We start from the raw sequence: 12705 nt of genomic DNA, 5'->3' as shown, positions 1-12705 counted from the left end.
GCGCGCGATCGTGTCGAGCAGGTCGGGGAGCGGGCCGTCCCGGTCGAGCAGGTCCTCGATGCGCCGGCCCGTCTCCCGCCGGGCGGGCGACGGCGGCGAGGCCAGCACGAACCCGTGGTCGCCGCCCACCACCATCCAGATCGCCCGGCGGTCCTCGGGCGAGGCTCCGGTGCGCAGATGGGAGACGTAGACCGGGACCAAGCGGCCGTCGCGGTGGCGCATCCGCGACTCGCCGCGCCAGCGGCCGAGCGCGAGCGTGTCGGACAGGGCCGGCGCGTGCGGGCCGTGACCGCGCCAGTCGACCAGCTCCTCCAGCGGCCGGCCGACGGCCTGCCGTCCCGTCCAGCCGAGCAGGGACTCGGCGTCGGCGTTCCAGGAGATCACCCGGCCGCCCGCGTCGGCGACCAGCACCGCCACCCGCAGCGCGTCGACCGGCTCGCGCGGCGCCGGCACCGCGGGGGCGGGCGGCTCCTGCGCGTCGCCGACGTCCATCCGCACCCAGACCCGCTTCGCCGTCCTGGTGTACGTGACGCCCCAGGCGTCGGCCAGCATGCTCGCCAGCGCCAGGCCACGCCCGGAGGTGGACCCCGGTCCGGCGGGGGCCGGCTCGGCCAGCAGGCCCCGGCCCGGACGCCGGTCGTCGACCGCGATCTCCAGCCTGGGCGGCACCGCCCCGGCGTCCAGCCGGCAGGTGAGCTCGACGCCGGTGCCGGCGTGCACCACCGCGTTGGTGACGAGTTCGCTGGTCAGCAGCACGGCGTCCTCCGCCAGGTGGCCCAGGCGCCAGGCGCCGAGCACCTGGCGGACGAACCGCCGCGCTGCCGCCGGGGCCTGGGGCGTGCCGTCGAAGGCGGTGCTCGACACCTGGGTCGTCTCCACTGCACGTCCTAGAGCATCACTCGATGTGGCGGTTCGGTCACTCTCAGAGTGGCAGACGGGCCGCCCGGGATTCCCGCACTTTGACGAAGGGGTCAGGACTCGCGGCGCGTCCCTGGGGTGCGGGGACGCCTCCGGGGGTCCGCGACGCGGTCTTTCGACATGATCTGGCGATCCCCGGCGCGTCCCGGTGCTTTCGCGGCAGTATCCGACGTACCTTTGGCACCATGGCCACCCGTACGCCGAAAAGCGCATCGAAGGGGCCGGCGAAGCGGTCGCCCTCGTCTCGCTCGACCCCCCCGAAGCGGGGAGCCACGTCCGCGGGGCGGTCCAGGGCGAAGGGTGCGGGGCCGGCGCGCAAGGCTTCCCTGACGCACCAGGACCCGATCAGCTGGGTGTTCACCATGATCGCCAAGCTGGTCGTGGGGCTGTGGATGCTGCTCGCCAACGGCATCGGCAGCACCGCCAGGGCGCTGGGCAAGAACGCCAGAGAGCTCGACCCGGCTCACCGGCGCGACGGGGTGGGCCTGGCCGTTCTCGCCGGGGCCGTCGTCCTGGCGGCCATGACCTGGCGCGACACCAGGAGCGGCGTCTCCGACGTGGTCCACACCGTCGTGCACGCCGTGTTCGGCTCGCTGGCGTGGGCGCTGCCGCTGCTGCTCGGCCTGCTGGCCTGGCGCTACCTGCGCCACCCCGACCAGAACGCCGACACCGGCCGGATGGTGATCGGGTGGAGCGCGCTGCTCGTCGGCGTCCTCGGTGTGATCCACGTCGCCAACGGCACCCCCTATCCCGCGGGTGACGCGAACAACACGATGGAGAAGGTGTCGCAGGCGGGCGGCCTGATCGGGTTCATCGTCTCGGCGCCGCCGATGAGCATCCTGCCGCCGTGGATCACCATCCCGCTGCTGCTGCTCCTGTCCGGGTTCGGCGTGCTGGTGATCACGGCCACGCCGGTGCACCGCATCCCCGAGCGGCTGGCCGAGCTGCGCAACCTGCTCTTCGAACGGCAGACGCCGGAGGGCGGGCCCGCGCCGCAGCCGAGGAGGCGCGCCCGGCCGAAGAAGCCCGCCGCCGAGGGCGAGGACGCGGTAAAGCCGTACGACACGCCCGTCCTGTCGGAGAAGGACAAGCGCGAACGGCACTCGCCGGAGATCGTCCCCGGGCTCACGGACGAGGAGGAGCCGCCGCCCCCTGAGCCCGTCAGGCCGCCTGAGCCGCCGCAGCCGACGCCGGCGCCGCGCAAGGTGGAGCAGCTCGTGCTCTCCCCGCAGGCGGGCCCCTACCAGCTGCCTGACCTGCAGCACCTCAAGCCGGGCACCGCGCCCAAGCCGCAGACCAAGGCCAACACGGTCGTGGTGAACGCGCTGACCAGCGTGCTGGAGCAGTTCGCCATCGACGCCCAGGTGATCGGGTTCACCCGCGGTCCGACCGTGACCCGCTACGAGATCGAGCTGGGCCCCGCGGTGAAGGTGGAGAAGGTCACCGCGCTCACCAAGAACATCGCCTATGCCGTTAAATCGGCCGATGTCCGGATCTTGTCCCCGATCCCCGGCAAGTCGGCGATCGGGGTCGAGATCCCGAACGCCGACAAGGACCTGGTCGCGCTCGGCGACGTGCTGCGCGCCCAGGTCGCCCAGGCCGACCACCACCCCATGATCGTCGGGCTGGGCAAGGACGTCGAGGGCCGCACGATCGTGGCCAACCTCGCCAAGATGCCTCACCTGCTCATCGCCGGCGCCACCGGCGCGGGAAAGTCCGTCTGCGTCAACGGCCTGATCACCTCCATCCTCATGCGCGCCACCCCCGACGAGGTGCGCATGGTCCTCGTCGACCCCAAGCGCGTCGAACTCTCCGTGTACGAGGGCATCCCCCATCTGATCACCCCGATCATCACCAACCCGAAGAAGGCCGCCGAGGCCCTCGAATGGGTGGTGGGCGAGATGGACCGCCGCTACGACGACCTGGCCGCCAGCGGCTTCCGCCACATCGACGAGTTCAACAAGGCGGTACGGGCCGGCAAACTCACCCCGCCCCCCGGCAGCGAACGCGTCTACCAGCCCTACCCGTACCTGCTGGTGATCGTGGACGAGCTGGCCGACCTCATGATGGTGGCCCCGCGCGACGTCGAGGACTCGATCGTCCGGATCACCCAGCTCGCCCGCGCGGCCGGCATCCACCTGGTCATCGCCACCCAGCGGCCGAGCGTGGACGTGGTCACCGGCCTGATCAAGGCGAACGTGCCGTCCCGGCTGGCGTTCGCCGTCTCCTCGCTGACCGACTCCCGCGTCATCCTCGACCAGCCGGGCGCGGACAAGCTGGTCGGCCAGGGTGACGCGCTGTTCCTGCCGATGGGGGCCAGCAAGCCGATCCGCATCCAGAACGCGTTCGTCTCCGAGAAGGAGATCGCCGAGGTCGTCACCCACTGCAAGCAGCAGATGCAGGTGGAGTACCGCCATGACGTGACCGTCGCGGCCGGCGCCAAGAAGGAGATCGACGAGGACATCGGCGACGACCTCGACCTGCTCATCCAGGCCGCCGAGCTGATCGTCACCACCCAGTTCGGCTCCACCTCGATGCTCCAGCGCAAGCTGCGCGTCGGCTTCGCCAAGGCCGGGCGGCTGATGGACCTGCTGGAGAGCCGCGAGGTCGTCGGTCCCAGCGAAGGTTCCAAGGCCCGCGAGGTCCTGGTGAAACCGGATGATCTGCCTGGGTTGCTGGCTGACCTGCGTGGCGAATGACCCCAATGCCCACTTCCCCATCGGTAACTGTTTGAATAGGAGCTAATACGCTCCGTCGTGGGGGAAGGCGGTTGCCGTGCAGGAGCAGAGCATCGGAGCAACGTTGGCGGCGGCTCGGCAGTCTTCAGGGCTGACGGTCGAGCAGTTGAGCCAGATCACGCGCATTCGCGAGGCGATCATCAAGGCGGTCGAACGCGACGAGTTCGTCGAGTCGGGCGGCGACTTCTACATCAGGGGGCACGTCAAGACCATCGCCAGGGCCGTGGGCCTCGATCCGGAGGCCGTGGTGCACCGCTACGACCAGGAGCACGGCGGGGCGCCCAAGCCGGTCCGGGCCGCGGCGGTCTTCCAGACCGACCGCATGCTCAGACTGGCCGAGCGGCGCGGCCCCGGCTGGACCACGGCGCTGGCGGTCGCGCTGGCGGTCGTGGTCGTGTTCGGCGTGGTCAAGGTGCTGGGCGGGGCGTCCGACCAGGTCCGCACCGCCCGCGGTGAGCGGACGGCGGCCAGCGTGCCGCCCAACTCACCGTTCACGGATGCGCCGCCGGCCGTCGCCATGGCCAGGAAGAACCAGGTCGTGGTCACGGTCGAGGCCAAGCGGCGGGCGCACGTGACCGTCCGCGACGCCAAGGGGCGCGAGCTGTTCGACGGCAGTCTCAAGGCCGGCAGGATCGCCACCTGGCGGGCGCAGAGCCGGATCGACTTCGAGGTGGCCGACGCCGGGACCGTGTTGGTGCAGGTCAACGGGAAGAAGCTGAGGGCTGTGGGGGAGCCGGGGCAGAGGGTGCGCCGGTCGTTCGTGCCGAGGAAGCCGCAAGCCCGGTAACCCCTGCATCGGGTGGTGGCCAACTGCCGATACCGTAGTGTCACCATGTCATCCCGCCGAACCGCATCGCTGATCACGCTGGGCTGCGCCCGCAACGAGGTCGACTCCGAAGAGCTGGCCGCGCGACTCGAAGCTGCCGGCTGGCAGCTCGACGACGACGACCCCGAGGTCGTCGTGGTCAACACGTGCGGCTTCATCGAGTCGGCGAAGAAGGACTCGATCGACACCCTGCTGGCCGCCGCCGACTCCGGCGCCAAGGTCGTCGCCGCGGGCTGCATGGCCGAGCGCTACGGCACCGAGCTGGCCGACGCCCTGCCGGAGGCCAGCGCGGTCATCTCCTTCGACGACTACACCGACATCGGAGGGCGGCTCGACGACGTGGTCGCCGGGCGCCCGCTCACGCCCCACACGCCGCGCGACCGCCGCACGCTCCTGCCGATCACGCCGGTGGAGCGGACCGCCTCCTCCCGCGGCCACATCCCCGGTCACGGCGACCTGCCCGAAGGGGTCGCGCCCGCGAGCGGTCCCCGGGTGCTGCGCAAGCGGCTCGACGAGAGCCCGGTGGCCTCGCTCAAGCTCGCCTCGGGCTGCGACCGGCGCTGCACGTTCTGCGCCATCCCGGCCTTCCGCGGCGCCTACGTGTCCCGCCACCCCGACGAGCTGGTGGCCGAGGCCGACTGGCTGTCCCACCGGGGCGTGCGCGAGCTCGTCCTGGTGAGCGAGAACTCCACGTCCTACGGCAAGGACCTGGGCGACCTGCGGGCGCTGGAGAAGCTGCTGCCGCGGCTGGCGGCCGTCGAGGGCGTCTCGCGGGTGCGGGTCAGCTATCTCCAGCCCGCCGAGCTGCGACCCGGCCTGATCGACGTGATCGCCGGCACCGACGGCGTGGCCCCGTACTTCGACCTGTCCTTCCAGCACGCCAGCGGCGGGGTGCTGCGGCGGATGCGCCGTTTCGGCGACCCCGAGCGCTTCCTCGGCCTGCTGGAGAGCGTGCGCAAGCAGGCTCCCGAGGCGGGGGTGCGCTCCAACTTCATCGTCGGCTTCCCGGGGGAGACCGAGGAGGAGTTCGGGGAGCTCGTCTCCTTCCTGGAGGCGGCCAGGCTCGACGTGATCGGCGTGTTCGGCTACTCCGACGAGGACGGCACCGAAGCCGCCGGGTTCGAGGGCAAGCTCGCCCAGGAGGTCGTCGACGAGCGGGTGCGGGTGCTCACCGAGCTGGCCGAGGAGCTGACGGCGCAGCGCGCCGAGGAGCGGATCGGCACGGAGGTCGAGGTGCTCATCGACGAGGACCTCGGCGACGGCGGCTACGAGGGCCGGGCCGCCCACCAGGGGCCCGAGGTCGACGGGTCGGTCACCGTGCAGGGCATCGGCCTGGTGCCGGGCCAGCTCGTGCGCGCCATGGTCGTCGACGCCGAGGGGGTCGATCTCATCGCCCGGATCAAGGCCGCCGGTCCATGACGGCAGACGAGCGCCGCGCGGTAAGCCCGTGGAACATCGCCAACGTCCTCACGGTCCTGCGGTTGGCGCTCGTCCCGTTCTTCGTCGTCTGCCTGTTCCTGCCGGGCACGGGCTGGCGGCTGGCCGCGCTGGCGGTGTTCGCGGTGGCGTCGATCACCGATCACCTCGACGGCGAGCTGGCCAGGCGCTACGGACTGATCACCGACTTCGGCAAGATCGCTGATCCGATCGCCGACAAGGCGCTGACCGGCGCCGCGCTGGTGTGCCTGTCGATGCTGGGCGAGCTGCCGTGGTGGGTGACGATCGTCATCCTCGGCAGGGAGCTGGCCATCACGGTGCTCCGGCTGGTGCTGATCAGGCTGGCGGTCATCCCGGCCAGCTACGGCGGCAAGGTCAAGACCGTCCTGCAGCTCGCCGCGATCGCGCTCTACCTGGTGCCGTGGGTGCCGGACGCGCTGCGCTGGACGGTGATGGGGGCGGCGCTGGTGACCACGCTGGTGACGGGGGTCGACTACGTGATCCGCGCGGTCAGGCTGCGCGGGATGGCGAGGCGGGCGGCGCGCGGGGAGTGAGGGTCATGGGGGGCGGAGAGAGCTCGAGACGTACGCGGACGACGGCGTACGCGGAGACCGCCGTGACCGCGGCGAGCGCGGGCGGCGACGGGACCGGGGGCGGTGCCGTGACGGCGGCGAGCGCGGGCGGCGTGGAGACGGAGCGGGGCGCAGTGATGGCGGGCAGCGCGGGGAGCGACGAGCCCACGGAGAGCACGGAGAGTGCCGGGGGTGCGGGGAACACGGGGAGCACCGAGGGCGCGGGGAGTGCCGGGGGAGTGGCCGGGGTGGGCAGGCCGTCCGGGGCCGTGCAGGTGCTGGAGACGATGGCGCGAGAGGAAGCGACGCTGGCCGTGGCCGAGTCGCTCACCGGCGGGCTCATCGGGGCGACGATCACGGCGGTGCCCGGCTCGTCCCGGGTGTTCCTCGGCGGGGTGATCTCCTACGCGACCGAGCTGAAGCACGGGCTGCTGGGCGTGCCGGAGGACCTGCTGCGCCGCGAAGGGGCGGTGCATCCCGAGGTGGCCGCGGCGATGGCGGCCGGGGTGGCGCGCCTGTGCGAGGCCACGTACGGGCTGGCCGTCACGGGCGTGGCGGGGCCGGAGCCGCAGGACGGACAGCCGGTCGGCACGGTCTTCGCCGCGGTGAGCGGGCCCGGTGGACGGTTGTGGGGGCGCCGATTGAGACTTGAGGGGTCGCGCGAACGTATCAGGGTAGAGACGGTGGACGAGGCTATTGATCTCCTGGCAAGTGTGCTTATGTCCAGCAAGGGGGAACATTTCGGATGATTACCGTGTTACGTCCCCAGCGAACATGCGAAGCACGGTCTGACGCGCTGTCGGTCGATGCGGGTACGGTGGAGCTGTGAGTGAGGTCCGTGAGCCAACTGCAAGCAGCGAGCGCCCGGCAGGCGGGCCTGATGAGTCACGCGATGCGCCACGAGCGGCGGGCCAGGGGCGGAGACGCCCGGCAATGACGGCGAGGAGTATGTACGAAGCGAAGAAGAACAACGGGCGGCACGACTCGATCGCGCGGGGCGTGGTGAAGCCATCCGCGCCGGGGAGGGAGCGACAGATGATTCTCCTGCGTCAGCTGCTCGGAGACGTGCTGAGGCGGTTGCGCGTGCGGCAGGGACGCACACTCCGAGAGGTGTCCACGCTCGCACGGGTTTCGCTCGGCTATCTGTCCGAGGTCGAACGCGGTCAGAAGGAGGCGTCCTCCGAGCTGCTCGCGTCGATCTGCGGCGCGCTCGGGGTGCCGCTCTCGCAGGTTCTGCGTGAGGTTTCCGACCAGTTCGCGCTGGCGGAGCTCCAGGCCGCGCCGGTGCTCGCCGACGCGCCGGAGCACGAGCGCATCGCGGTTCCCGACTCGGTCCCCGGGTCGATCTCCGACACCGTGTTCCCCGAAGTCAAGGACATGGTGGCTGCCTAGCCCGGCTGACAGCCACCGCACCACATGATCAGTCGCTCCTGCGGGCCCGCGCCCATCTCGCCGCGGCTGATGCGAGTGCCGCAGCGGCGGCACGGCCTGCCCGCCCTGCCGTAGACCCAGGTCTGATGCGCCGGGCGGCGGTCCCCGGTGGTCACCGTGCCCGCGTGATCCCTGTTGGCCGCCAGCAGCCGTCGCGCCAGCGTGACCAGCCCTTCGAGGTCGGGCACGTCCTGGACCTCGCGCCACGGCCACACGCCGCGCAGGAACAGCGTCTCGGCGCGGTAGATCGTGCCGATCCCGGCCAGGTTGCGCTGGTCGAGCAGCGCCTCGCCGATCGTCGTCGCGGGCGCCCTGAGCAGCCGCCGCACCGCCTCGGCCGGGTCCCAGTCCTCGCCCAGCAGATCGGGGCCCAGGTGGCCCACGACCCGGTCCTCGTCGGCCGTCCTCAGCAGGTCCACCATCCCCAGCTTCACGCCGACCGCCTGCCAGCGCCGGTTGGCCAGGATCAGCCGCACCTGGTCGCCTCCGGCGACGGCCCGGCCGGCCGGGACGACCCGCCAGCCGCCGTCCATCCGCAGGTGGGTGTGGACGGTCAGCCCGCCCTCGACCCGGGTGAGCAGGTGCTTGCCTCGGGACACGGTCTCCAGCACCGCCCGGCCGGTGAGGTCGGCGGTGGCGTGGCGGGGGACCCTGAAGTCGGACCGGGTCAGCACCTCCCCGTCGAGCGCTCCCCGCAGCCGCGCGGCTGTGCGGTAGACGGCATCTCCCTCGGGCATGCCTCCAGTCTAGGAACTCCCTGCATGGACGTACCGGCACCAGGGACGGGCCGTCCTCGGGAAGGTCAGTCCCAGGCGGCGGGGTCGGCGGCGAGCCGGCGGATGTGGTCGGGCAGGTTGCCGGAGGCGACGTGCGACAGCGTGACCTCTTCGAGGATGCCGCGCTCGGTCGCCCGCAGCGCGATCCAGACCTGCTGGAGCGACTCGGCCGGCCCTCGGTAGCCGACGTGCTCGGGCCGCTCGCCGCGGACGTTGGCCAGCGGCCCGTCGACGGCCCTGATCACGTCGGCGAGCGAGATCTCGGCCGGCGGCCGGGCCAGGACGTAGCCGCCCTCGGGGCCGCGCTGTCCGCGGACCAGCCCTGCGCGGCGCATCTGCAGCAGGATGTTCTCCAGGTACTTGGGCGGCATGTCCTGCTCCTTGGCGAGCTCGCCCACGGTAGTCGGGCCCGCACCGGCCGCGGCTAGTTCGGCGGCGGCCCGGAGTGCGTAGTCGACACGAGCAGAAAGGCGCATGTTGTCGATTATCCCTGTTGGTCAACACTGGTTAGGCGCAAGGTGGCCACCACGGGCAGATGATCCGAGAAGGGCACCCGCGGAGCCTCGGCGGACAAGGCGGTCAGCCCTTCGGTGATCAGGACGTGGTCGATCCTCTCGGCCGGAGCGTCGGCGGGTGAGGTGGGCGGGTCGCCGAGATCGAGCAGCGGGTCCGACAGCCCGGCCTGCTCCAGCACCCGCATCTCGGGGTCGGCCGGCCGGATGTTGAGATCCCCGGCCAGGACCACCGGCCTGACGACGCCGGTCCTGGGGTGCTGCCCGGCCGGGGTCGCCTCGGCCGCGTCCTTCCCGGCCACCAGCGCCCTGACCATGGCGGCGACCTCGGCCGCCTGCCCGTCCGGGGCCTGCAGGTGGGTGTTCACGATGCCCAGCTCACCGCCGCCTTCGACACCGAGCACGATGGCCTGGGCCTGCGCGCCCGTCGGGTAGTCGTGCCGGCCCAGCGGGTGGGAGTGCACGGCGCGCACGCTCAAGTCGGTCAGCAGGGCGTCACCCCACACGTTGTCGGCGGCCGGGGCGAAGTGGTAGCGCATGCCCAGGCCGCGGGCGATCCTGGCCAGGTCGTCGTGGCCGCCGTTGAGCAGCCAGCCGCGATCCACCTCGCTCAGCAGCACCACGTCCGGTTCCTGGGCGGCGATCCAGGCGGCGATGTCGTCCAGCGACAGCCGCCCGTCCAGCCCGAACCCCATCCGGATGTTGTAGACCACCAGCTTGACCGTGGTCCCGGCCGCGGCCCGCTGCACCGGCAGCGGCTGCCAGCTCGTGACCGCCACGAGCGCCGCGAGCGCCGCCGTCGCCGCCACGGGCGGCCACACCCGCCGCCGCACCCGGGGCCCCAGCGGCCGGGCCTGTCCCGGCCGGAGCGCGACGACCGCCGCCAGCACCGCGATCGCGATCGGCCAGACCTGGTTGGGGACGCCCAGGTCCAGGTCGTACGAGGCGTAGTAGGCGAAGGTCGCCACCAGGAACACCACCCCGCCGCCGAGCACCGCGACCCCCTGGCGTCCGCCCGCCCGCCGCTGCGCGGAGGCGGCGAGCACCGGCCCGGCCCACAGCAGCACCATGGCGCCGCTCAGCCCCAGCCCCGTCGACCCGGACGAGGGCAGCAGCAGCAAGCCGGTGAAGCACACCAGCAGCGCGCCCGCGATCGTGTCGAAGGCGGAGGAGCGCGACGGCCGCGACGCCAGCACCGTCGCCGCGACCAGCGCCGCCACCTGGAAGAAGGCGTCCCAGGCGAGCAGGCTTGGCCCGACGGCCGCCTTCGCGTAGCCGGTGGCCGCCATCCCGGTCAGCAGCAGCACCGGCCCGAACAGGAACCACGTCCCGGCCGGGGCGAGCTCATCGCGGCCCTGGGGATCGCCGGGCGCCGGGGGGCGGCGGGGCGGGTGGACGGTCAGGGCCAGGAACGCCGCGCACAGGGTCAGCACCGCGGCCCAGACGAGCGGCCCGGACCGCCACACCAGGTCCACCCCGTCGAGCAGCAGGTGCCCGAGGATCGAGCAGGCCAGGCCGCCCATGATCCCCGCGGGCGTCGCCGTCCGGGTGGTGCTCCTGGCGCACCCGTACAGGAAGACCAGGCCGGCGCTCACTCCCGCCGAGGCCACGTACAGCTGGGAGACCTCCGCCTGCAGCAGGACGCGGGCCAGCACCAGGGCGGCGGCACCGCCCAGCACGGCCCAGCGCGGTCGCAGCGGCAGGGCGAGGAACGGCAGCACGAACCAGGCGGCCGCGTAGAGGCCCATCAGCTCGGGGGCGGTCGACCCCGCCCGGCCGAACAGCGTGATCAGCGAGGGCAGGAACACCCGGAGCACGTCCAGGAAGAGGACGACGCCGAGCACCAGAAGAGCGACCTGGTGGCGGAGGGGGAGCATGAGCCATCCTCGCGTTCACCTGCATCGATAAGCAAGGGTGGGAACGCTAAACTTCCAACAACCTTTTCGATTGTGACGGTGGGATTCAGCGTGGAGCGACGCCCTGGTGTGCCCAGACTGCTCAGGGAGATCAACGACCGGGCCGCTCTGGAGCTGCTGCTGGCCTCGGGGCCGATGACCCGCGGCCAGATCGGCGAGCTGACCGGGCTGTCCAAGGTCACCGCGTCGCAGACGCTGGCCCGGCTGGAGGAGCGCGGGCTGGTCGAGGTGGTCGGCGCCCAGGCCGGCGGGCGCGGCCCCAACGCCGCCCTCTACTCCGTCATCGCCTCCAGCGCCTACGTGGCCGGGCTGGAAGTCGGTCCCGGGCTGATATCCACCGCCGTCGCCGACATCCACGGCCGTACGATCGCCCAGGTCACCGTCGACCCCGACGGCCACGCCGACCCGGTCGCCGCCGTGCACGACGCGATCACCAAGGCGTGCCGCACCGCCAAGGTCGGCCTCAGCCGCCTGCGCGGCGTGGTCATCGGCACGCCAGGCGTGGTCGACCCGCGCAGCGGCGACGTGCGCTTCTCCTTCGACCTGCCGGGCTGGCACGAAGGCATCCACGAGGCCCTGGCGGCGGGCCTCAAGCGCGAGGTGACGATCGAGAACGACGTCAACCTCGCCGCCATCGCCGAGCGGGCCGACGGGGCCGCGCGGGGGATCGACGACTTCGTGCTGCTCTGGTCGAGCCGCGGCCTGGGCATGGCGGTGATGCTCGGCGGCCGGCTGCACCGGGGCCGGTCCGGCAGCGCGGGGGAGATCGGCTACCTGCCGGTGCCGGGCGTGCCGCTGCCGGAGGACATCCGCACCGCTCCCGGGCGGCTGCCGTCGCTGGCGGGCGGCCTGCAGTCGCTGGTCAGCGCCGAGGCGGTGGCGGAGCTGGCGCGGGGGTACGGGTTCGCGGCCGACAGCGCAGGCCACTGCGTCGAGGTGGCGGTCGCGGCCGGCGCCGAGGGTGAGCCGCTGCTCGACGAGATCGCCCGCAGGCTCGCCCTGGGCGTGGCCGCCGTCTGCGTGATCCTCGACCCCGGCCTGGTGGTGCTGGCGGGCGAGGTCGGCCATGCCGGGGGAGAGGCGCTCACCTCTCGGGTGGAGGAGGCGGTGGCCCGCATCTGCCCGGTCCGCCCCCAGGTGGTCACCACGGCCGTCACCGACCCCAACCCGGTGCTGCGCGGCGCCGTGCTCGCCGCCCTCGACCAGGCCCGCCAGGAGCTCCTCACGTCCTGACCGGGGCCCTGCCGGTCAGCAGCTCCGCGGCGGCCTGCGCGTTCGCCCTGGCCGCGCCGTACGTGGCCAGGTAGGCGGCGGCGTCCGGCCGCCAGACCGGCAGCCCCATCTCGACCACCGTCGCGTCCGGCCGGCCGGTCACCAGCGCCGAGACCAGCGCCCGGCTGTCCGGATGGCGGTGCGCGTCCTTGACCACCACCACCAGCGACCGGTCCGCGGCCTTGGCGAGCAGTCCCGGCACGTCGGCGGCGGCGGGGGTGACGCGCAGGACCTCAGCCTCCGGCAACCACCGCCCCAGTCCCCACGGCACGTCGCCGACGGCGATGGTCGGCGGCGTGTCCACCTC

At 72.7% G+C, this 12705-nt stretch carries 11 protein-coding genes and 1 pseudogene; 7 read left to right on the top strand and 5 right to left on the bottom strand.

All coding sequences use genetic code 11. From position 1 onward, the window contains the following. Positions 1-879 (bottom strand): ATP-binding protein (locus tag OUY22_RS32105; protein WP_270159007.1); only part of this gene is annotated, 879 nt, incomplete at its 3' end. A gap of 224 nt (positions 880-1103) precedes the next feature. On the opposite strand from OUY22_RS32105, the gene OUY22_RS32100 reads away from it, so the two are divergent. The 6 genes from OUY22_RS32100 to OUY22_RS32075 all read left to right on the top strand — a co-directional run bounded on the left by OUY22_RS32100 (position 1104) and on the right by OUY22_RS32075 (position 7883). Beyond that, positions 1104-3617, top strand: coding sequence for a DNA translocase FtsK (locus OUY22_RS32100; RefSeq protein WP_270159006.1), 2514 nt, complete (start codon positions 1104-1106; stop codon positions 3615-3617). A 76-nt stretch (positions 3618-3693) separates the two neighbouring features. Further along, on the top strand, positions 3694-4443 hold the full coding sequence (locus tag OUY22_RS32095; protein WP_270159004.1) for a helix-turn-helix domain-containing protein: 750 nt from the start codon (positions 3694-3696) through the stop codon (positions 4441-4443). Between the two features lie 45 nt (positions 4444-4488). Next, positions 4489-5901 (top strand): 30S ribosomal protein S12 methylthiotransferase RimO, encoded by a 1413-nt coding sequence (gene rimO / locus OUY22_RS32090; protein ID WP_270159001.1) that lies wholly within the window; start codon positions 4489-4491, stop codon positions 5899-5901. Further along, positions 5898-6473, top strand: coding sequence for a CDP-diacylglycerol--glycerol-3-phosphate 3-phosphatidyltransferase (pgsA, locus tag OUY22_RS32085; protein ID WP_270159000.1), 576 nt, complete (start codon positions 5898-5900; stop codon positions 6471-6473). The genes rimO and pgsA overlap by 4 nt, the downstream gene beginning before the upstream one ends. Positions 6474-6535: 62 nt before the next feature. After that, on the top strand, positions 6536-7240 hold the full coding sequence (locus OUY22_RS32080) for a CinA family protein (protein WP_408638235.1): 705 nt from the start codon (positions 6536-6538) through the stop codon (positions 7238-7240). 286 nt (positions 7241-7526) lie between these two features. Further along, positions 7527-7883: a helix-turn-helix domain-containing protein gene (locus OUY22_RS32075; protein ID WP_148034847.1), complete on the top strand. Its 357-nt coding sequence runs from the start codon at positions 7527-7529 to the stop codon at positions 7881-7883. On the opposite strand, the gene OUY22_RS32070 is transcribed toward OUY22_RS32075, so the two are convergent. The 3 genes from OUY22_RS32070 to OUY22_RS32060 form a co-directional block, all read right to left on the bottom strand. After that, complete coding sequence (locus OUY22_RS32070) at positions 7880-8659, bottom strand: DNA-formamidopyrimidine glycosylase family protein (protein ID WP_270158999.1); 780 nt, start codon at positions 8657-8659, stop codon at positions 7880-7882. The two genes, OUY22_RS32075 and OUY22_RS32070, sit on opposite strands and share 4 nt — an antisense overlap. Positions 8660-8724: 65 nt before the next feature. Next, on the bottom strand, positions 8725-9174 hold the full coding sequence (locus OUY22_RS32065; protein WP_270158998.1) for an RrF2 family transcriptional regulator: 450 nt from the start codon (positions 9172-9174) through the stop codon (positions 8725-8727). An 8-nt stretch (positions 9175-9182) separates the two neighbouring features. Then, complete coding sequence (locus tag OUY22_RS32060; RefSeq protein WP_270158997.1) at positions 9183-11087, bottom strand: endonuclease/exonuclease/phosphatase family protein; 1905 nt, start codon at positions 11085-11087, stop codon at positions 9183-9185. A gap of 90 nt (positions 11088-11177) precedes the next feature. On the opposite strand from OUY22_RS32060, the gene OUY22_RS32055 reads away from it, so the two are divergent. Further along, positions 11178-12359 carry an ROK family transcriptional regulator gene (locus tag OUY22_RS32055; protein ID WP_270158995.1) on the top strand — a complete coding sequence of 394 codons (1182 nt, stop codon included), beginning with the start codon at positions 11178-11180 and terminating at the stop codon, positions 12357-12359. Here OUY22_RS32055 and OUY22_RS32050 read toward each other — a convergent pair. Beyond that, a pseudogene (locus tag OUY22_RS32050) lies at positions 12349-12705 on the bottom strand (glycoside hydrolase family 3 protein); the annotation flags it as partial. The gene OUY22_RS32055 and the pseudogene OUY22_RS32050 overlap by 11 nt on opposite strands.

Source organism: Nonomuraea corallina (assembly GCF_027620315.1).
Lineage (GTDB): Bacteria > Actinomycetota > Actinomycetes > Streptosporangiales > Streptosporangiaceae > Nonomuraea > Nonomuraea corallina.
The sequence above is the reverse complement of the archived record's forward strand: the minus strand, read 5'-3'. Positions and strand labels throughout refer to the sequence as shown.